Source organism: Labrys okinawensis (assembly GCF_002982075.1).
Lineage (GTDB): Bacteria > Pseudomonadota > Alphaproteobacteria > Rhizobiales > Labraceae > Labrys > Labrys okinawensis_A.
The window spans coordinates 755,510-776,168 of the sequence record NZ_PUEJ01000001.1 but is presented as its reverse complement, the minus strand read 5'-3'; the positions used below and the strand labels follow the sequence as shown (position 1 = coordinate 776,168).

General features: G+C 63.0%; 20 protein-coding genes. 7 read left to right on the top strand and 13 right to left on the bottom strand.

What is annotated here, in order from left to right:
* Positions 1-16: 16 nt before the first annotated feature.
* Positions 17-1,066, bottom strand: coding sequence for a cyclase family protein (locus C5L14_RS03495; RefSeq protein WP_105860600.1), 1,050 nt, complete (start codon positions 1,064-1,066; stop codon positions 17-19).
* 233 nt (positions 1,067-1,299) lie between these two features.
* Between C5L14_RS03495 and C5L14_RS03490 the strand changes: the two genes are divergently transcribed.
* The 5 genes from C5L14_RS03490 (at position 1,300) to C5L14_RS03470 (ending at position 5,913) form a co-directional block, all read left to right on the top strand.
* Positions 1,300-2,136 (top strand): phytanoyl-CoA dioxygenase family protein, encoded by an 837-nt coding sequence (locus C5L14_RS03490; RefSeq protein WP_105860599.1) that lies wholly within the window; start codon positions 1,300-1,302, stop codon positions 2,134-2,136.
* Between the two features lie 479 nt (positions 2,137-2,615).
* The gene (locus C5L14_RS03485; protein WP_105860598.1) at positions 2,616-3,668 is read left to right on the top strand and encodes a catalase family peroxidase; all 1,053 of its coding nucleotides are present in this window, start codon (positions 2,616-2,618) and stop codon (positions 3,666-3,668) included.
* Positions 3,665-4,204 carry a cytochrome b gene (locus tag C5L14_RS03480; RefSeq protein WP_105860597.1) on the top strand — a complete coding sequence of 180 codons (540 nt, stop codon included), beginning with the start codon at positions 3,665-3,667 and terminating at the stop codon, positions 4,202-4,204. The genes C5L14_RS03485 and C5L14_RS03480 overlap by 4 nt, the downstream gene beginning before the upstream one ends.
* A 512-nt stretch (positions 4,205-4,716) precedes the next feature.
* A complete protein-coding gene (locus tag C5L14_RS03475; protein ID WP_245443213.1) occupies positions 4,717-5,424 on the top strand; it encodes a lysozyme inhibitor LprI family protein in 708 nt (235 codons plus the stop codon).
* 42 nt (positions 5,425-5,466) lie between these two features.
* Positions 5,467-5,913 (top strand): hypothetical protein, encoded by a 447-nt coding sequence (locus C5L14_RS03470; RefSeq protein WP_245443211.1) that lies wholly within the window; start codon positions 5,467-5,469, stop codon positions 5,911-5,913.
* A 206-nt stretch (positions 5,914-6,119) separates the two neighbouring features.
* Here the strand turns inward: C5L14_RS03470 and rpsU are convergent, their stop codons facing one another.
* The 12 genes from rpsU to C5L14_RS03410 all read right to left on the bottom strand — a co-directional run bounded on the left by rpsU (position 6,120) and on the right by C5L14_RS03410 (position 17,826).
* On the bottom strand, positions 6,120-6,395 hold the full coding sequence (gene rpsU, locus C5L14_RS03465; RefSeq protein ID WP_105860594.1) for a 30S ribosomal protein S21: 276 nt from the start codon (positions 6,393-6,395) through the stop codon (positions 6,120-6,122).
* 217 nt (positions 6,396-6,612) lie between these two features.
* Positions 6,613-7,098 (bottom strand): hypothetical protein, encoded by a 486-nt coding sequence (locus C5L14_RS29900; RefSeq protein WP_146126822.1) that lies wholly within the window; start codon positions 7,096-7,098, stop codon positions 6,613-6,615.
* Positions 7,099-7,174: 76 nt separating this feature from the next.
* On the bottom strand, positions 7,175-7,378 hold the full coding sequence (locus C5L14_RS03455) for a hypothetical protein (protein WP_105860592.1): 204 nt from the start codon (positions 7,376-7,378) through the stop codon (positions 7,175-7,177).
* 700 nt (positions 7,379-8,078) lie between these two features.
* Complete coding sequence (locus C5L14_RS03450; RefSeq protein WP_105860591.1) at positions 8,079-8,870, bottom strand: glucose 1-dehydrogenase; 792 nt, start codon at positions 8,868-8,870, stop codon at positions 8,079-8,081.
* Between the two features lie 11 nt (positions 8,871-8,881).
* On the bottom strand, positions 8,882-9,853 hold the full coding sequence (locus C5L14_RS03445) for a sugar-binding transcriptional regulator (protein ID WP_105860590.1): 972 nt from the start codon (positions 9,851-9,853) through the stop codon (positions 8,882-8,884).
* A 140-nt stretch (positions 9,854-9,993) separates the two neighbouring features.
* Positions 9,994-10,758 carry an SDR family oxidoreductase gene (locus tag C5L14_RS03440; RefSeq protein ID WP_105860589.1) on the bottom strand — a complete coding sequence of 255 codons (765 nt, stop codon included), beginning with the start codon at positions 10,756-10,758 and terminating at the stop codon, positions 9,994-9,996.
* Between the two features lie 14 nt (positions 10,759-10,772).
* Positions 10,773-12,272 (bottom strand): sugar ABC transporter ATP-binding protein, encoded by a 1,500-nt coding sequence (locus C5L14_RS03435; RefSeq protein WP_105860588.1) that lies wholly within the window; start codon positions 12,270-12,272, stop codon positions 10,773-10,775.
* Between the two features lie 129 nt (positions 12,273-12,401).
* Positions 12,402-13,340: a sugar ABC transporter substrate-binding protein gene (locus tag C5L14_RS03430; RefSeq protein WP_105860587.1), complete on the bottom strand. Its 939-nt coding sequence runs from the start codon at positions 13,338-13,340 to the stop codon at positions 12,402-12,404.
* A 76-nt stretch (positions 13,341-13,416) separates the two neighbouring features.
* Positions 13,417-14,397, bottom strand: a complete 981-nt coding sequence (locus tag C5L14_RS03425; protein WP_105860586.1) for an ABC transporter permease — start codon at positions 14,395-14,397, stop codon at positions 13,417-13,419.
* Positions 14,398-14,462: 65 nt separating this feature from the next.
* The gene (locus C5L14_RS03420) at positions 14,463-15,941 is read right to left on the bottom strand and encodes an FGGY-family carbohydrate kinase (protein WP_105860585.1); all 1,479 of its coding nucleotides are present in this window, start codon (positions 15,939-15,941) and stop codon (positions 14,463-14,465) included.
* Positions 15,941-16,915, bottom strand: coding sequence for a transketolase family protein (locus tag C5L14_RS03415; RefSeq protein WP_105860584.1), 975 nt, complete (start codon positions 16,913-16,915; stop codon positions 15,941-15,943). The genes C5L14_RS03420 and C5L14_RS03415 overlap by 1 nt, the downstream gene beginning before the upstream one ends.
* Positions 16,912-17,826, bottom strand: a complete 915-nt coding sequence (locus tag C5L14_RS03410; RefSeq protein ID WP_105860583.1) for a transketolase — start codon at positions 17,824-17,826, stop codon at positions 16,912-16,914. Before C5L14_RS03410 ends, C5L14_RS03415 begins: the two co-directional genes overlap by 4 nt.
* 399 nt (positions 17,827-18,225) lie before the next feature.
* Between C5L14_RS03410 and C5L14_RS03405 the strand changes: the two genes are divergently transcribed.
* Both C5L14_RS03405 and C5L14_RS03400 read left to right on the top strand, forming a co-directional pair.
* The gene (locus C5L14_RS03405; RefSeq protein WP_105860582.1) at positions 18,226-19,287 is read left to right on the top strand and encodes a LacI family DNA-binding transcriptional regulator; all 1,062 of its coding nucleotides are present in this window, start codon (positions 18,226-18,228) and stop codon (positions 19,285-19,287) included.
* Between the two features lie 39 nt (positions 19,288-19,326).
* The gene (locus tag C5L14_RS03400; RefSeq protein WP_428832598.1) at positions 19,327-20,559 is read left to right on the top strand and encodes an ABC transporter substrate-binding protein; all 1,233 of its coding nucleotides are present in this window, start codon (positions 19,327-19,329) and stop codon (positions 20,557-20,559) included.
* Positions 20,560-20,659: the final 100 nt, after the last annotated feature.

Sequence of the window (20,659 nt, the reverse complement as noted above, 5' to 3'; positions counted from 1 at the left end):
CCGTGCCATTGGGCGATCATACCGTGGCGATGGGCGTCAACGGGCTTCCGACCGCGCCGGGCAGACGCAGCGGCGGAGCGGTCAAAAGGAAGCTCGTCCGCTTGTTCTCGCGCAGCCAATCCGCGAGCTCGCTCAGATACCAAAGCTCGCCGAGATAGCAGCCGAGCTTGAACAGGCAATGCTCATGCAAAGGCAATCTGGCGCAATGATCGCTCGTACAGGGGCGGGCAGGCAGAGCCTCTACGGCATAGTTGTCGGCCACCAGGGCCACCGCCCCGCAATCCGTCACCCATTGCAAGAGCTTGGGATCGCGGCCATCGAGCGCGCTCGTGGTGGAAAAAAGCTTGCCTGTGTCCGGCTGCCTGTGCATCTCCAAGAGTGCGCGGCCGAACTCGGTGCGAAACAGCACGAAGTCGCCTGGATGGATCGAGATCTCGTCTGCCTCGATCACCCTCATGAGTTCATCATAACCGATGAGCTGGCCACTGCGGCCATAGTGGGCGAAGAGATCGACCATCACGCCCCGGCCTTGCATGCAGGCGGTGGCGATATTCTCGACGCCGAGATGCAATGCACCCCTGTGTGCCGCCGTCGGCGTGCTGGTGCCATCCTCGGCATAAACGACGGGGCCGACAACGTCCTGGTTGGCGCGAAAGCCGTTGTAATAGACATCTTCCAGCTTGCCGTCACCGTCGACATCGAACATCTGTCCGACATGGGCGAAGGTGTCCCACTGCGTCGAATATTGCAGCGCCAGCACGACCTGATCGTCGCTGGCCACATCTGTTGCCGTCGGATCGTCGCAGCGCAGCGGATAGTTCATGAAGGGCTTGCCGTCGCGCTCGGTCGGCCGCAACACGGGTGGCCCCCGGCGAGGGTTGAGCGCGTTGCCGCCGGGATAGTCCAGCGGAAGCGACAGGCAGAAGGTACGCCCTTCACGAACCTCGTGAATGCCCCGCAGGACGGCTTCCGGTGTCAACAGGTTGGCGCGCCCGCGCTCGTCGTCCTCGCCCCAATCGCCCCATGTCGATCCTTCCGGCCGTCGGATCCAGCGCTTCGTTGCCATTTGGGTTCCTCGCATCTCGAAATGGGGGACTCGTCGGAAGTTCGTGACGCCGCTTGGTACAACGGACCAGCAATCGTGCGTTCGATCAAGACGACCAAATGGGCGACCCCCCCGGGCCGCCGTCGCCGAAGACACCAACCGCAATGCGCGTGCGGATCGCCCGAGGGCTCGTCGGGCTATGCGAATAATTATCGGCTGGCTAGTATCTCGGAAAATCAGGAGGAGACGGCTGAATGACGACGCAACCTTCGTTCAAATACGATATCGCCTCTCAGGCGGCGCAGCTCGCCGAAGACGGTATCATCGGGCTGAAAGGCGCTTTCAGTCCAGAATGGGCCGACGAGATGCGCGAAGACATGATGACGGCTTTCTGGGCGGCGATTCAACGGCCCGGTGGCGCCGTCGGCCGTGGTCCACGCCGTTGGTATGTCGAGATACATCCGCAGGCCTTCCGCGGTTTCGTGGACCTCATCACCCATCCCTGGGTCGTGGATGTCTGCACGCATGTGCTTGGGCCCGATTATCAGATCGTGGAAATCGGCTTCGACGTGCCGTTCCAGGGTGCGAAATACCAGCCCTGGCACCGCGACTTTCCTTCACCTGCCGACACCTATCGCGATCGAAAAATCACCTCGCTCGCTTTCAACCTCACCGGCGTCGATGTCACCGAAGACATGGGTCCTTTCGAAATAGCCCCCGGAACGCAATATGACGACGGCCGTGAATGGAAGCACGAGATGTTTCCGGACAAGTCGCTCTGGGGCCGCTTCCAGGAGCGTGCGACCCGCAAATATCCGCAGCGGGGCGATATCTCCTGTCGGTCGGCGCTGACGGTCCATCGCGGAACGGAGCATCAATCGCCGATCGCGCGGCCCGTGATGGTCCTTGGCGTCGATGCGCCGGGGGCAGGGCATGCCGAACTGCATGATATGATGGTAACGCGCGACTGGTATGATGCCTTGCCCGATATCGCGAAGAAACACCTCGTCTGCAGGGTCGTGGACGAACTCGTGCCGATCAGCCAGAAGCACGATATCGAGGGCCTCGTGATGGGAGCCGATCCGAGCTGACGGCTCGAGATGGGAGGGCGCCTTGCTGGCGGACCGTGCCCCAGCAATGTGCGGGGATAACACGAACGACGGTCCCGCCTCACAGCCACGACCCCTGGCACCGCTGCACCGTCGGCGGCATCGACGCGCGTTGGAGCGAGGCGCTCCTGAAGGGGAGGGCGCGACAATTCGGCCCCTCCGCGCGTCTCAGTCAGGCCAGCGTTCCAGCTTCGGCGAAAATGGCGTCATTCCCGCCATTGGTTCGACCCGCCCGTAACGGGATTTTCAGGAGGAGGCCTCGATTTCGGCCGATCCCATTGTGCGATTGCGCCTGAGATTCATCGAACGCGCGCACAGTCAGCTCGGCTGAATTTCCGTCGACGAAACGGTACTCCTTGACTTGCTTTTATCGCCGGGAGAAGAATGAAAAATGCTTCGGCGAGCGAGGATGAAACTGCGTTTTCACTTGGCCGCCGTGGAACTTGGCTCAAGGAATTGTGATGTCACCAGGTTCGACGTCCTTCTATTCTAGCTGGTTATCCTTTGTAATCATTGGCGTGGTCGTCGCAGGCGGAGGCGCTGCCTTTGCCTACACTGCGGGCTGGCTTTCACCTCACGCCCTCACGTCGCAGAAACTTGTGGACGCTCTCGCCCCGGCATCGGGGCCTGCGCCCGGCCATCGGCGCAATCACGCGAAAGGCATCTGTTTCACAGGTGAGTTCGAAGCAAATGGCTCTGGCGTCAATTTGTCGAAGGCAAGCATGTTTGCCCCCGGCAAATACCCGGCCGTCGGCCGCCTCAACCTTGCCACGCCGGATCCGACCGCGCGCGATGCCGCTGTCCGGGTGAGGGGAATCGGGATTCAGATCACCGGTGCTGACGGCCAACAATGGCGTAGCGCCATGATCGATCCGCCTTTCTTTCCGGTGTCCACGCCGCAGGCGTTTTACGAGCTTCTGACCGCATCGGCGAGCAAGGATCCGGAGGCGATGAAGCGTTTCGCCGGCGCCCATCCCGAGATTGCCGCGTTCGGCGAATGGGCCAAGAGCGCGCCCTGGACGGCCAGCTACGCTCAGGAGCGCTTCAACAGCCTGAATAGCTTCGTCTTCACCAATGCCGCCGGCACGGAACATACGGTGCGCTGGTCATTGGTCCCCACGATTGCGGCGACCGCCATCGCACCGGACGATCTGGCCAAGCGCGATGCCGACTTCCTCGAGCAGGAAATCGTCGAAAGAGTGAAGGCTGGGCCCGTGTCTTGGAAGCTGGTGGTTACACTGGCCAATCCGGGCGATCCCACCGCAGACCCGAGCAAGCCCTGGCCCACCGATCGCAAGGCGGAGGAGGTGGGAACGCTTACCGCGACGCAGATCATCCCCGAGGATCACGGCCCGTGCCGCGACATCAACTTCGATCCGACCGTACTGCCGGACGGCATTCGCACCTCCGACGACCCATTCCCTGCAGCTCGTTCCGCGGCCTATGCCGTCTCTTTCGACAGGCGGACGGCCGAGTCCGGCAGCTACCCTAGGCAACAGGGAGCAACGCGATGAGAGCGGCGATCGGCTCCTTCTCGATTTTGCAGCGGTTGCTGCATTGGGTAATGGCGATTTGCATTCTCGCCATGCTGTTCATCGGTGTGGCCATGGTGAGGACGATCGGACCGGATTATCTGTCCCTCATCTCGCTTCACAAGAGTCTCGGCGTTGCCATCCTGGTGCTGGCGCTCCTGAGGCTGGCGGTCAGGTTGAAAAGGGGCGCACCTCCTTTGCCTGGCGATCTGCCGGCGCCGATGAAACTGGCGGCGCATCTTTCACATCTGGCGTTCTATCTGCTGATGATCGGAATGCCGTTGATCGGGTGGGCCATGATGTCTGCGGCAGGCTATCCGATCGTCCTGGCGGGCGGTCTGCGCCTGCCCCCGATCCTTCCTGCCAGCCGCGAGATGCACGCCCTGCTGTGGAACACCCATTTCTACCTCGCAATGGCTTTCTTTGCGCTGGTTCTGGTTCACATCGCGGCGGCGCTGTTCCATCTTCTCGTCAGGCGGGACGAGGTCTTCAGGCAAATGACGGTCGGCAACGAGTGAGGCCGGTAGGCAAAGCACGTGGTGAGGAAAGCTGAATTTCGAGCGCGGCCGGTTTTGCCTGAAACCCTTCCGACCACCATGCCTGGATCGCGGCTCGATCGGCGATCCAGCCCCCTTCGATCGGCTTTCTTTCGCCAGCGTTAACGGCAGGGCCTTTGCCTCGGAACGCCCTGTCTGCTGGAACAGGCGGCCGGCTCGGCGTCGGTGCGAGGAGCTTTGGGTGGTAGAAAGAAACCGACCGGCGGTTGACTGCCGTCTGTTTCGATCTATTCGTTTGTTCCCTGAAGGAAATGCGAAGATCCATACAGGATTTAATTCAGCATTCTCATAGGGGAATTAGGGGCATGCGGGCGTTTGGTGGAATTCTGGCGGCGGGCGTGCTGGTCGTGTCGACACTCCCAAGTCACGCAGCAGACTTTCATTACAGTTCACTTATTGGACGATGGAAGGTCCAGGGCGTCAAAGTTGCGGGGAATGGCGTACAAGCCCTGGTCAACAACGATCCACAATATATGGGGGCCGTCGTCGAATTCGACGCAGGCAAGATCATCTGGGTCCAGGGCACCAAGGCCAAGCCGATCGATCCGAACACCGACAACTGCAACGCAGCACCGAAATTGACGCCTGCCGACCGCAACGATCCGGACGCCGGATACAAGGTGAAGGGCGGCTACAATATCCTGTGCGGCTCGCAGGGATGGGGGCCCGGCGCGGTGGTGCTGCCCGTCCAGCCGGATGTCGTTTCACTCTATTGGTACGACAATGGCATCCTGTCCCTGAAGCGGGAAAGCGTAGCCGGCACCGGTTCCGGCTCGGGATCGGCAAGCGCGCCTGCCCAGGTCGCAACGGCGGGGCGAGCTGCGGCTGCCGGGGCGACAAATTGCGCGAACGCCGCCACGCAGGCCGATATGAACGAATGCGCCGACAAGGCTTTCAAGAAATCGGATGCCGATCTGAATGCCGTCTACCAGCAGATCGAGCAACGACTGAAGGACAATGCCGATACCAAGAAACGGCTTGTTGCCGCGCAGCGGGCCTGGGTGGCCTTCCGCGACGCCGAATGCACCTTCTCCGCCTCCGGTGCCTCGGGAGGAAGCATCTATCCCATGGTCTATTCGATGTGCCTGGACAGGGTCACTCAAGCCAGGGTTCGCTCGCTCGAGGCCTATCTGAGCTGCGGGGAGGGCGATACCAGCTGCCCGGTTCCCACCGCCAACTGACGATCCTGCCCCTTATCCAGACGATCCTTGATGGAGTTCGACATGAAACGTGTCCTCATCGTGCTCGGCGCGCTGAGCCTTCTCGCCGGCTGCAAGACTGACGAACAGCAGCGCGCGATCGACATGAGAAACGACAACCGGCTCTGCCAGGCCCAAGGTTTTGCGCCCGGCTCGCAGGCCCTGGCGGAGTGCATGAACACGGCAGCCCAATCGCGGGCCGCCGACAAGGCGAGACAGGCAGCGGCGCAGCAGGCCCAGGCCGCGAGGGACCAGGCCAATTGGGACGCATGGCGGCAGAAAGCCGACAACAACGGGAATAGCAACAGCAGCTGGAACAACAACAGCAGCTGGTCGCAGTCGAACAATCAGACCATCGATACCAGGCCGCAGTTCGACAGGCAGGGCAATCCCAATTTCGATACCCAGGGCAATTATCAGGGCTGCCACGGTATCGGATGCCAGGTGGATAATCCGGACGCTCCCAATTGAGAATATCCGGAACGAAACGTCACGCGGCGAGCTGGCAGCTGTCTTGATTCACAAACCATGGAAAGCCTATCGCCGCCATGGCCGCCACCTTGCGGGATGTACATGAAAAAAGAAGCCGCCAGACCTGGTCCAGCGTGCTTCTCCCTAACTCTTTGCTTTCAGGCGTTTTCTTGGCGAAAATCCTGTCGACTTTTCTGGAAGGCGCTTCAGGCCGCTGAACCGGGGCGTGGCTTTGAACCGCCGCGCTTGACGGAGGCATCGCGCGGCTTGGGACGTGGGAGAAGGCCTTCGCGCTGGGCCTGTTTGCGGGCGAGCTTGCGGGCGCGGCGAATGGCCTCCGCTTTTTCGCGTATCCTGCGTTCCGATGGTTTTTCGTAAGCCTTGCGCAGTTTCAGTTCACGAATGACGCCCTCGCGCTGCATTTTCTTTTTCAGCACTCGCAAGGCCTGATCAACATTGTTGTCCCGCACCAATACCTGCAATGATTTATTTCCTTTCCGGTTGAGTGAAAAATCGGAGCAATCCGGCCATGGCCACTGCCCCGAGAGGTCGATTTTTGAATCCAGTCGAACGAATTCGACCGACCGAGACAGAGCGTTGGAGCGTTTCTCAGAAAAGTCGACGGATTTTTCGATTAGGAAAACGCGTCAAAATAAACGGTTGGAGAGAAGGTACGATTTAGGGAAATCGCACTTTGCTCTAGACGGGCGCTATCTCGTGCTCTTTGACAGCGTGCTCATGCTGCTCGCTTTTATTTTTGATGCGATAGGCCGGCCCGGCATTTTCGACGGGAAGGACTTTGACGATCTCGTAATATCCGCTCTGTCCCACCAGGCCCGGCCGCAAATATCTGACTGCGTCACCGATCTTGAACTTATGACTGGCCGAGGCAGCCGGACCACTCGCCGAGTTCGCGGCCTTTGGGCTGCGCTGTTGGACGGCTCGCCTGCCCCTTAACGGATATTGCTCGTTCTCATAAAGGGACCGAATAGCGGAACCGGTATATTCGTCGGTGTTTGTTTGTATGGAGATACCATTAAGATTGGCTCCATACTCGTCCATCGCAAAGTTTACGGCAGAAGAAAGGCTCTCAAAACGTCGATATTTTATGGAGCTTCGAACCCATCCGGCCGATTTTGATTTAACAAAAAGCTCAGCAGGAACGAAAAAATCTAATTTGGACATATGTTAAATTAACACATCACCTTCCAAATGTCATTCATTAATCCACCCTGGGCAATGGAGGACGCAGGCGCCGCAATCACACGCTCCGCCGGGCGTCTTTTCTCACCACCAGTCCGTGCGGCAGCCAATCGTCTTCTCTCAACACCCACAAAATGGCCATTGCTTCGTCCCGATACGATTCCCACATCGGGCTCCCGTCGAATTGGATGTTCTCGGGATTGCCATGGAACCGGCACAAGGCGCGACAGATGCGCTCAATCGGATCGACGCTATCGGGCATGGCCTTGTTCCCTTCGATTTACCGGCGTCGAGCCTATTGCCGCTTCTGGGTCATGGCACGGCGAATGCGGTGCCGTTTCACGGGCCCATGCTGAACGGATGGCTTGGGTTCGCCACCGCTCGCATCTCGCTTTTCCCGCAACGCTTTTAGACGCGCGGTCTTTTCGTCACGAGTCTGCGTCTCGCTCACGATGAGCGCGTATGCCGCACTATCGGTTTCGGCCTGTCTCTTCTCCGATTTGCTGGGAGGCGGGGGATTTCGGGCCATCAATCCATTCCTTCCGAATGTTCCGGCGTCCCACCTATGCCCCTATGTTCCGGGACAGGGACGATGTCAGATCGGATCAGGTGTCGCGAGCCGGCCCTCTTGCTCTAACAGCAAACGAAGATCCGAGCGAATCATACCGGGTTCCGGCCAAGGCGGTGGCTTGTCACCCTCCAGAGCCCCAAGACTGATGTCGGCAAGCTCAGGCCGATTTCCAAGTGTGACGGCTCGGCATCGGCTCTATCACGTTCGCTTCACGCGGCACAACGACAGTTTACCTCGTGGCACAATGACGTGTCGCAGGCAACGAACTGGCCCGGACGACCGACATCGCCGGGCCGTTTTTTGTTGCCGCCACCTTGCGCCATTCCTCGAAATGGACGTCAGTTGCCGAATGAAGGTGGCCCCCGTGCGTCCGGCCGATGCCGCTCATGCCTCAGGACATGATGAGGCCGCCATCGACATTGATGGTCTGGCCGGTGATATAGGCGGCGTCCTGGCTGGCCAGGAATGCGACTAGGCCGGCGACGTCCTCGCCATTGCCGGCACGGGCCATGGGAATGTTGCGGACCCATTCGGCCATGAGTTCGCCGGGCTTGTAATCGCCCAGCAGCTTGCCCCAGGCCGTGTCGTTGTAGGCCCACATATCCGTTTCGATGATACCGGGGCAGAACGCGTTGACGGTGATGCCTTCCTTTGCCACTTCCTTGGCCAGGCTCTGGGTAACGCCGACGACGCCGAATTTCGAGGCGGCATAATGCGGCGTGAAAATGAAGCCCTGGCGTGCCTGCCCTGAGGCGGTGTTGATCAGCCGGCCTCCCTGGCCGTGCTTGCGGATACGCCGGATCGCTTCCTGGCAGCACAGGAAGACGCCCTTGGTGTTGACATCGATGACCTTGTCCCATTCCGCTTCGGTCATGTCCTCGATCCGGGCGATGGTGATGACGCCGGCATTCTGGATGGAGATGTCGACCCGGCCGAATTGCTGCTCGGCGGCATCGTAGAGCGCGACCACGCTGGCCTTGTCCGTGACGTCGGCGACGAAGGCCGCCGCCTTGCCGCCTTGCGCCTTGATCTCGGCTGCCACCTCCTCGACGCGCGCCTCGTTGGCGCTCGCGACGACCGCCGCGCCTTCCCGGGCAAAGCGTCGTGCGATGGCGGCGCCGATGCCTCGACTGGCGCCTGTGATCACGACGGTTTTTCCGGAGAAACGGGAGGCGGTGGTCATGGCTTGTCCTTTCAGGTCTTTCGGGTGGGTTCGCTGCCGAGCAACTGCTCGGCGGTGAAGTGATCGGTAATGAGGACGTCGACGAGGCCGCCGAGCATGGCGGCACGAATGGCCGGCACCTTGCGGCTACCGCCGGCGACGGCGACGACCCGCTTGGCGGCCTTGATCTCCTCGAGCGGTATCGAGATGACCCTGTCGTTGAGCGGGGTGACCACCGGCCTGCCTTCTGCATCGAAGAAGCGCAGGCCCATGTCGCCGACGGCGCCGTGGGCAGCCAGTTCGTCCAGTTCCTCGCGGGTGAAGGCGTTGCCGGAATTGACGAGCATGTAGGATGGCGTCATCGAGCCGATGCCGACCAGCATCAGAGTGATCTCCCGAAAGCAGCGTACCGTCTCCTCGACGAAGGGGTCCGCCATCAGGACATTCTTGCTCTCCGGCGAGCCGGCGACGCCCGGCGCCGGCAGGAATTGCGGTTTGGCATTGGTAAGCTGGGCGAGTCGGGTGACGATGTGCTGGGCGTGGGACTGCATGGTGGGATTGCCCATGCCGCCGAAGATCTGCACCACCTTCTTCGCCTGAACGCGCTTGATCGGCGTGATCGCATCCACGGTCCGCATCAGCGACAGGCTCCAGGAGGAAACCCCGATGACTTCGTCATCCGCGATCGTCGATTCGAGGAAATGGGCGGCGGCATCGCCGATGGCGGCCAGAACGGTTTCGTCCCGTTCGCTGAGCGCCTCGGCAACGATGGCTTCCTCGATGCCGAAACGCTCGCGCAGGCCCGCCTCCAGCTCGGCGAAGACCCCCGGCGGCGGCGTGATCGAGATGCGGACGATGTTCTCGTCCAGCGCCTTCTTCAAAAGGCGCGACACCCGCGCCTGCGGAATGTGGAGGCGCTCGGAGATATCCGACTGCTTGACGGCATCAAGGTAATACATCTGCGCAACGCGTGTGATGAGGCGGAGTTCGTCGGCCCTGGACATGGCTTCGGTCGTTATCCGGCGAGAGAGCGATTTTCGCGGGCAAGCTGCCTCGCGAGGCGAAACCGCATTCTCGACCGGATCGTTGAAGAGCGACAAGCACGGATCTCACTCGTGCACCGTGACGTTGCCCCTGTTGACATTCACCAGCACTCGAAGCCGCCATCGACCAGCAGGTCGACGCCCGTGACGAAGGAAGAAGCCCGCGAAGCGAGGAAAACGGCCGGCCCGACCATCTCGTCGACCGTCGCCATGCGGCCCATCGGCGTCTCGGCTTCGAAGCGCTTCACCTGTTCGGCGACTTCCGCGCGCAAATTCATGGGCGTGGAGGTATAGCCCGGGCTGATCGCATTGACGCGGATGCCCCGATCGACCCATTCCATCGCCAGGCTCTTGGTCAGATGGACCACTCCGGCTTTGGAAGTGTTGTAATGGATCTGCTGGATGCCGCGATTGACGATCGATCCTGACATCGAGGCGATGTTCACGATGGCGCCTCTCCCCCGCGGCAGCATGACCCGAGCCTCCGCCTGGCAGGACAGGAAGATGCCGGTCAGGTTGATGTCCAGCATGCGCTGCCATTGTTCGAGCGGCATGTCCTCGGCCGGCGCGGCGTTGGCGATGCCCGCGGCATTGATGGCAATGGACAGCGGGCCCACCGCCTTCTCGGCTTCCCGGATGCTGCGGGCGAGATCGTCCGCCTGGGTGACACTGCCTGCCAGGGCGATGACCTTGCGCCCAAGTTTTTCGATGGCGTTCACCGTATGGTCGATGGTCGCCGAGCCGGGCAGGTCGAAACAGGCGACGTCGGCGCCCGCCTCCGCGAGGCCGATGGCGATCCGTTGGCCGATGCCGCTGCCGGCGCCCGTGACGAAGGCGGCCTGGCCGTCCAGTCTGAAGATCTCCATATCCGCTCCTGGAGTCAGAGTGTGGCGCGTTCCATAACGGAGACGCGATTGGCTTGATTGCGGTCGAGAATGCCGCGATTGAGGCCGCGGCTGAGCACCATCACGCGGTTGGACAGGCCGAGCACCTCGTCCAGGTCCGAGGAGACCACGATGACGGCGAGGCCCTGATGGGCAAGGTCCGCGATCACCTCGTAGATCTGCGCACGGGCGCCGACATCGATGCCCCGGGTCGGCTCGTCGAGGATGACCACCTTGGGACGGCGCGAGATGCACTTGGCGAGGACGACCTTCTGCTGGTTGCCCCCTGAAAGATGGCCGACGGGCTGGCCGGCGCTGCCTTTCACGCCGAAACGCTTGATGTTCTGGTTGGCGTAGCTGCGCACGGCGCTCGGCGTCACGAAGCCGGAGGGGGCGATCCTCGGATAGTTGCCCAGGGCGATGTTGTCGCCGATCGTATGCTCCAGAATGAGGCCCTGGTCCTTGCGATCCTCCGGCACGAGCACGATGCCGGCCGTGAGGCTGTCGGCCGGGCTGCGCGGGGAAAGCGGCTTGCCGTCGATGGTGATGGTGCCGGCGGCAATGGGATCGGCGCCGGCAATGGCGCGCACCAGCTCGGTGCGCCCGGCACCCACGATGCCGGCGATGCCGAAGACCTCGCCGGCATGCACGTTGAAACTGATGTCCTGAAAGGACTTGTCGGGGGCGCCCAAGCCTTCGACGCGCAGGACCTCACGATCGGCCGGCGTGGTCACAGCGGGAAACATGCGTTCCACCGAACGGCCGACCATGGCCTCGACCAGGGTCTTCACCGGCACCTGTGCCGTGGCGTAGGTACCGACCAGCCGCCCGTCGCGAAGGACGACGACGCGATCGGCGATACGGGCGATCTCGTCCAGGCGGTGGCTGATATAGACGAAGCCCATGCCCTCCTTCTTCAGCCGCTCGATCTGCTCGAAGAGGTGATCGGTTTCCTCGCCGCCCAGGGCCGCGGTCGGCTCGTCGAGGATCAGGAGCTTGGCATCGAGGGTGAGCGCCTTGGCGATCTCGACCTGCTGCTGGGCCGCTACGCGCAGATTGCGGACCAGGGTGGAGGTGGATACGTCGAGACCGAGCCGATGGAGCTGTTCGGCGGCGCGCTTTGCCATGTAGGCGCGATCGATGCGGCCGGATTTCGTGGGCTGGCGGCCCACGAAGACGTTTTCCGCGATGGTGAGATCGGGCAGGAGCCGCATCTCCTGATGGATCAGGCCGATGCCGCGCGCGAGCGCATCGGCGGGGCTGGCCGGCGCATAGGGCTCGCCGTTCCAGCTCATCGTGCCGGCGCTCGGCTGGATCAGTCCGGCGATGATGGAGGAAATGGTCGACTTGCCGGCGCCGTTCTCGCCGAGCAGGGCGACGACTTCACCGGGGCGGACATCGATGTCGACGCCCTCCAGCACCGTCACGGGCCCATAGCGCTTGGAGGCGCCGCGCACCGACAGGCCGACAGCGGCCGGTTCTGGGATTTCATTCATGACGGGCCTCCGACAAAGGGGCGCTCAGGCCGCGGTGGCGCGGCCGGGATCACATGAAGAGCGGGTTTGCTCGCGGGGAGCATTCGAATGTCTGCGGCGCTCGATGCGCGCCGCAGACGGGCCGTGGCATCAGGGATGCTCGGCGATGTATTGATCCACATTGTCCTTGGTGGTCAGCGCCGCGTCCTGCAACTGCTCGGCCGGCACCTTCTTGCCGGCGACGAGGTCGAGTGCCGATTGCAGGGCAAGCTTGCCCATGAACTGGGTGCGCTGCGTCATGGTGGCGTCGAGGGTGCCGTCCTTGACGGCCTTGAGGCCGGCAAGGTCGCCATCGAAGCCGAAAACCCAGACCTTGTGATCGGAACCGGAGGCCTTGGCTGCCTGCGCGGCACCGAGGGCGAGAGCGTCCGCGCGTCCGAAGAAGATGCTGATGGTGGGATCGCGCTGCAGCATGTTCTGGGCGATGTTGAAGCCCTCGTCCTTCATCCACATCTTGGAGGCCTCGCGGCCGACTTCCTTGATGCCGGCGCAATTGGCCATGGCTTCCTTGAAGCCCTTGTCACGGTCCTGCTCCGGCGTGGTGCCGATCTGGCCCTGGATGATGGCGAGTTCCCCCTTGCCGCCGGTGACCTTGCAGACATGCTCGCCGAGCGTCTTGGCCGCAGCCACCGAGTTGGTGGCGATGAAGGTATCGCCGGGCGCATCGGCAGGGTTGCGGTCGACGGCGATGACCGGAATGCCGGCGGCCTTGGCTGCCTTGACCGGAACGCTGGCGGCTGCCGCGCCGGCGGGAATGTAGATGAGGGCCTGGACCTTCTGCGTGATCAGGTCCTGGATCTGGCTGACCTGGGTGGCGCCATCGCCTTTGGCGTCGACGGTGACGACCTCCGCTCCCATCGCCGCGGCGTTCTTTTCGACTGACTGCTTGATCTGGTTGAAGAAGTCGGCCTGTAGATTGGCGACGGCAAGGCCGACCTTGACCTTGTCGGCGGCCCAGGCGCCGGAGACGGCAAGGGGCGAAACGGCGAAGGCGAGCGTCAGGCCGAGAGCGCGGATGGTTCTGCTCATGGGGAGTTTCCTCGGTTGGAGATCTTGTTGCAGGCTTAGTTGAGACATCGGGAGGGTGTGGCCCGCCCCGATCGGGTTACCGGCGTCGCCGGATGAGGGTGTCGAAGGCGACGGCGGCCGCGATCATGATTCCGATGATCACGTCCTTGTCGTAGGTCTGCGCCCCGATCTGGCTCAGGCCAGAATTGAGCACGCCGATGATCAGAATGCCGATCAGCGTGCCCCCGATGCTGCCGACGCCGCCGGAGAGGGATGCCCCGCCAATCACCACGGCTGCGATGGCGGTGAGTTCGTAGCCGAGCCCGTCATAGGGCTGGGAGGTCTGCAGGCGGGCGGCATTGGCCATGCCGGCGATGGCGGACAAGGCCCCGGCGACGGCGTAGACGATGACGATCTGCACTTTCACCGAAATGCCGGCCAGGCGTGCCACCTCCGGATTGCCGCCGATCGCATAGAGATTGCGCCCCGCCGGGCGATATTTCAGGAAAGCCCAGGTCAGCACGACAAGCAGAAGGAAGAAGGCGGTGGTGGCGGTGATCAGCCCGAAATGGCGATAGGTGTTGAGCGTGTTGAAGGCGTCGGGCCAGCCGGAAACCACGTTTCCGTCCGTATACTTGTTGGCGAGGCCGCGGGCGACCGTCATCATGGCCAGGGTTGCGATGAAGGGCGGCAGGCGCGCCTGCGTGATCAACAGGCCCGAGACCAGCCCGCAGGCCGCCCCGGCCAGGATGCCGAGCAGCAAGGCCGGAACGAAGGGCAGCCCGACGGTGGAGAACAGCCAGCCCGTGGTCATGGCCGAGAAGGCCAGCACCGAGCCGACCGACAGATCGATCCCGCCGGTGATGATCACCAGCGTCATGCCGATGGCCAGGATGCCGTAAACCGTGACCTGGTCGAAAATGATGATGGCGTTCTGCACCGTGAAGAAATGAGGCGCCCGGATCGAAAAGAAGGCGATCAGCACGAGCAGGCCGATCAACGGGCCCCAGACGCCTGCGGTCAGGTCGATCTTGAAGCGCGGCCCCGCTCGATCCGAATTCTCTACTTGGGCTGACATTTTCCTTCCTCCCGCTTTGGTTCTTTCGCCCTTGTCGTGGCTTTTGGTGTGGTGTAGGCGCCGAATCAGGTGCCCGGTCGCAGGCGCGAACGGGCCACGGCATCGAGCCAGCGCCGGCGCTCGGCCTGGCGTTCGGCTGTGCCCATCGCCGGTTCGAAGACATCCCGCGGACGTTCGAGCGCGGCGAGTTTCCTGGCATCCCAGAATCCGGCCTTGAGACCGGCCAGATGGGCAACGCCCAGCGCCGAGAGTTCAGCCGTATGCCCTCGCAGGATGGGGCGGCCGATCATGTCGGCCTCCATCTGCATGAGCTGGTCGTTCCGGGTGGGGCCGCCATCGACATGGAGCCGATGCGCCGGCGAGCCGCTGCGCTCGAGAGCCTCGACGACGTCGGCGATCTGATGCGCGATGCTGTCGATGGCCGCGCGGGCGATGGCATTCCTGTCGGTGCCGAGCGTGATGCCCGTCAACAGGCCGACGGCTTCGGCGTCCCACCACGGTGCGCCGAGTCCGGTGAAGCCGGGCACCAGGGTAATACTGCTCGGGGCCGTACTCGCCAGCCTCGCCAATTCGTCCGTATCGACGCCCAGAATGCCGGCCACCCATCGCAAGGTGGAACCTGCCGCCCTGATATTACCTTCGGCGGCGAGGGCGAGCTGCCCGGGCCCGACACCGTCGATGGCCCAGGCGATGGTAAGGCAGAGGCCCGGATCGAGGGCGGCGCCATCCGCGATCAGGCCCATCACGGACGAACCGGTTCCCTGCGTGGCCTTGGCTTCGCCGGGCTGAATCGCGCCATGCGCGAACAGCGCAGAATGGGAATCGGCCATCACCGCCAGGAGGGGGATTCCGTCCGGCAAGGGCGGGAGACCGCGAAGGCTTGGAAAGGGCCCGCTCGAGGGTGTGAGGCGCGGCAGTGTTTCGGCCGGTATGCCGAACAGCTCCAGAAGGCCTTCATCCCAGCGGCCCTTGACGACGTCGAGCAACTGCGTGCGGGAGGCGTTGCCCGCCTCGATGAGATGCTCGCCGGACAGGCGGTTCAGCAGCCAGCTGTCGATGGTGCCGACCCGGATGTCGCCGGCTCGGGCCTTGGTGCGATCCGGATCGATCCGGTCGAGCAGCCAGCGCAGCTTGAGGGCGGAGAACATCGGGTCGAGCGGCAAGCCGCTGACCTGGCGTACCCGGACAAGCGTATCGGCCTCGCCGATCGCCTGCGCCAGGGCCGAGGTTCGCTGATCCTGCCAGGACAGCACGGGCGAGAGCGCAGCACCCGTCTTGCGGTCCCACAGCAGGCAGGATTCCCTTTGCGTGCTGATCCCGGCGGCCGCGACCGCGCCGGCCTGTTCGGGCGCGACGCAGGCCGCGACGGCGGTCCTGATGCTCTGCCAGATCTCCTCGGCGTCCTGCTCGACCCAGCCGGGTTGGGGGTGGCTTTCGCGCAGCGGCGCCTGTCCGCGCGCGACCACGGCGCCGGAACCGTCCACCAGCAGGCACTTGGTGGAGCTCGTGCCCTGATCGATCGCGAGAACGAGCGGGCCGGCCATCAATGTGCTCCCTTGCCCAGGAGAGCGAGCGCCGCCTCGACGATGCCCTTGGCGTTCAGGCCGAAATGATCGAGCAGGAACTGGGTGTCGCCCGTCGGTGCAAAGCCCGGAACGCCGAGAATTCGCATTGGCACGGGATGGTGCTGGGCCACCGTCTCCGCGACGGCGCCTCCGAGGCCTCCGACATTGATCGCTTCTTCCACGGTGACGATGCGGCCGGTTTCGCGAGCTGCGCGCAGGATGGTCTCTTCATCGAGCGGCTTCAGCGTCGAGACATTGAGGACGCGGGCGGAGACGCCTCGTGCCGCAAGCAGGTCCGCTGCTTCAAGGGCTCGCGACACCATGGTCCCGATCGCGGCCAGCGTCACGTCGCTGCCCTCGCGCAGCGTACCGATCTTGCCGGGTAGGAAGCTGTCGCCCGGCCTGTTCACAGCGGGGATCTTGAAGCGGCCGACACGCATGAACACGGGCTTGCCCGCAGTCGCTGCCCAGCGAACCGCCTGGCGGGTTTCCTGCGGATCGGCCGGCGCCATCACGGTGAGTTCGGAAATCGCTCGCATCCAGGCGAAATCCTCGATGGAATGATGGGTGGGACCCAATTCGCCATAAGCCATGCCGGGGGACATGCCGCACAGCACCACCGGATATTGCGAATAGGCGCAGTCCGCCTTGATCTGTTCGGTCGCCCGGCCGGTGAGGAAGGGAGCTGCGGCGCAGACGAAGGGGATCAGGCCGGCATTGGCGAGGCCGGCGCCGACGCCGACCATGTTCTGCTCGGCGATGCCGACATTGACCAGGCGGTCCGGGAACTCCTTTTGAAAGGCCCCCAGATTGCTCGAGCCGACGCTGTCGTTGCAGACGGCTACGATGCGGCTGTCGGCACGGGCGAGGGCGATCAGTTCCTCGGCAAAGGCGACCCGGCAGTCGAACGTCTCTGGGGCGCCGGCGGGGCGGGGAGCTTCGGGGGCGCTCATAGCGACAATTCCTTCAATGCGATCTCGACCTGCTCGGCGCTCGGCACTTTGTGATGCCACTCCACCCGATCTTCCATGAAGGAGACGCCGCGGCCCTTATAGGTCTTGGCGATGACGGCCCGGGGGCGGTCCGTGCCGCGGGCGGCGAGTACGCGGAGCAAGGCTGTCATGTCATGGCCGTCGACGTCGATGGCCTCCCATCCGAAGGCGCGGAACTTGTCGGCGAGCGGTTCGAGGGTGTTGGTGGCTTCCGTACCCGCGCCCTGCTGGAAGCGGTTGCGATCCACGATGATGGTAAGGTTGGCGAGCTTGCGATGGCCGGCAGCCATGGCTGCCTCCCAGTTCGAGCCTTCCTGCAGCTCACCATCGCCGAGCACCACGAAGGTGCGCCAATCCTGTCCGGTGATCGCGGCCCCGACGGCGGTGCCGACGCCGATCGGAAGGCCATGGCCGAGCGGGCCGGTATTGGCTTCGACGCCCGGGATCTTGCGGCGGTTGGGATGGCCGTTGAGGGCCGCCAGCGGCTTCATGAAGGTATCGACGGCGGCCGGATCGAAAAAGCCGCGCAGCGACAGCACGCTGTAGAAGGCGGCGGCGCAATGTCCCTTGGAGAGGATGAAGCGATCCCGGTCCGGCTTGGCCGGGGTGGCGGGATCGACGTTGAGCACGCCGAAATAGAGGGTGGTGAGGATATCGGTCACCGAGAGATCGCCGCCGACATGGCCAAGGCCTGCCTGGGCGATGGTCCTGACGATCTTGATCCGCACCTGACGGGCGATCTCCGCCAGCGCGGCGGGATCGCCGGTTTTCTCGAAGCTCGGAGGCGCGACGGCCGCCAGCGGTGCCGGGTACGAGGCAGGCCCGGACGCCTCGGCTTCAACGAGATTCAAAGCGTGGGGGGGCGCCGTCATCAGTCCTCCATGTCGATATGAATATTTATTCATATGTGATATTAAATTCATTCTGAGGCCAGAACCACACTTTGTCAAGCGCCGCGAACGCTCGACGTGCGTAAGAGGGGACGTGGGATGATCGAGGCCTGGAGCAGAGATTGGCCGTAAACCGCTACTGAGCCTCCCAAATGCAGGATGGCTGGGCGTAGGTTCTCCACTCATTGTGCGCGAGCGGCCTATCGTCGAAGGGCAATCTCGCCGGGGGGCCGATTTCGATCGTCCGATGAATAGGCCTTGTCCGAGGCCTCGATCTGCTATAAAAGTGAGAAAACCTTTTCCCACCATAAAGCCGCGCTTTTTACGCTTGACGTCGCTTTTTTGGGAAAGAGAAAACCTTTTCTCAGGTGAGGAGCTGTGATGTCGAAGGGAGGCGAGGGGGCGTCCGAACCCGTCACGCTGCGGGACGTCGCGGCTGCCGCCGGCGTCAGCCTCGCCACGGCTTCCAAAGCACTCAATGGTCAGGGACGGATGACGGCCGAAACCCGCAAGCGGGTGCGCGAGGTTGCCGCACGGTTGGGATTTCGACCCAATGCCCTGGCGCAGAGCCTGCTCCGCCGCCGCAGCTTTACGGTGGGGCTGCTGACCAACGATACCTATGGCCGCTTTTCGCTCCCGTTGATGGCGGGGATTACCGACGCCCTGGTCGACAAGGGCGTCTCCGTCTTCCTGTGCAATGTCGAGGACGATCCGCGCCTGGCGCAGCTCCACGTCAATGCCATGCTCGACAAGCGGGTCGACGGCATTATCGCCACGGGCAAGCGGATCGACCGCCGGCTTCCGGTCGACCTCTCGAATCTCGGCATACCGGCCGTCTACGCCTTTACCGAACCCGATCCGGGCGCGGCGGCGTTCGTCTCCGACGACGAAGCCGGGGCCCGCCTTGCGACCGAACACTTCCTGGGCCTCGGCAGGCGCCGGATTGCTCATATTACTGGCCCGGCAAGCTTCTCCGTCGTGAATCTTCGCGCCAAGGCCTGCCACGATGTGCAGGCTCAGGCTGGATTGTCGCCCTTTCCTCCCCTGATGGGAGCTTGGTCCGAGGCATGGGGGCACGAAGCGGTGGGGCGGCTCTTTGCGGGACGGGGAGCCAAACCCGATGCGATCTTCTGCGGCAACGACATGATTGCGCGAGGGGTGATCGACGCGCTGCGCGAGCGCGGCCTCAGCGTGCCGGAAGATGTGGGGGTCATCGGTTTCGACAATTGGGAGATCATCGCCTCCCAGAGCCGGCCGCCGCTGACGTCCATCGACATGAACCTGGCCGCGCTCGGGCGGCAGGCCGGGCTGGCGCTGCTGGCTCAGGTCGACGGTCGCCCGGTGGAGCCGGGCGTCAGGAAATTGCCTTGTCGGCTTGTGGTGCGGGAGTCCTGCGGCAGTCCGCGCCACGACGGTGAGACCCCGTCAACAAGGGGTGGCTAGGTCGGTGATACCAAAGGGGAGGAAACAATGAGAAAGTTGATGATAGGCCTGGCGACCTGGCTCGCCACAGCGGTGATCGCGCTGCCGGCATGGAGCGCTGAGACGGCGACCATCTGGGTCCGCGCCGACGCTTCGAACTTCATGCCGAAAGTGGTCGACGCGTTCAACAAGAGCCATGACAATCAGATCAAGCTCGACATCATTCCCAATGCGGAGATCATCACCAAATATGGTGCTGCCGCGGCAGGCGGTACGGCACCGGATGCCCTGTCGCTCGACTTGATCTATACGCCGGCCTTTGCCGCTTCGGGCCAATTGGAAGACATCACCGATTGGGCCAAGTCGCTGCCCTATTTCTCTGCCCTGTCGCCGGCCCATGTGAAGACGGGCACCTATCACGACCGGATCTATGGTCTGCCGTTCTCCGCCGACAGTTCGGTACTGATCTGGAACAAGAAGCTGTTCAAGAAGGCGGGGCTGGATCCCGAAAAAGGCCCTGCCAACTGGGCTGAAATCGAGGCGGACGCCGAGAAGATCAATGCCCTCGGCGGCAACATCAAGGGCTATTACTTTTCCGGCAACTGCCCGGGCTGCAACATTTTCACCCTGACCCCGCTGGTATGGGCCTCCGGCGGCGACATTCTCTCCGAGGACGGCACCAAGGCCACGCTGGAGAGCCCGCAACTGCGCGCCGCCATCGATTTCTATCGCTCCATGATCAAGAAGGACCTGGTTCCGGCCGGCGCCCAAAGCGACACCGGCGCCAATTTCTTCGCGGCCTTCGCCGCCGGCAATATCGGTATCAGCCCCTCCGGCGCCTTCGCTATCGGGGCCTTGAACACGCAATATCCCGACATCGACTATGGCGTCACCTTCCTGCCCGGCAAGGATGGCGGCTGGTCGTCCTTCGCGGGCGGGGACAATTTCGTCGTCACCAAGGGAACCGCCAAGCTCGCGGTGGTGAAGCAGTTCCTCGAATTTGCCTATTCCATCGAAGGGCAGACCCTGCTGGCCAAATATGGCAGCCTGCCGGTGCGTGGCGATATTGCCAAGCAAGCCCTCAAGGATCTCGATCCGCGCTACCAGATCGCCGCCGAGGCCATGGCCAAGGGCCGCACGCCCTACAGCACGGTTTTCAACGACATCATCAACTCGGCCAATGGCCCGTGGAACCAGATGATCGGGGAGGCCCTTTACGGCGAAGATGTCGAAGCGGCCATCGCCACCGCCCAGAAGACCATGCAGTCCATTATCGATACCGCCCCGCAATAGCGCCCGGCAATTGCCGCCGCCTCGCGAAAGTGTTTTCCAGATAAGCCGATCGGCTTTTCGGTTAAGAAAATGCGTCAAAACAAAGAGTTAGAGAGAAAAT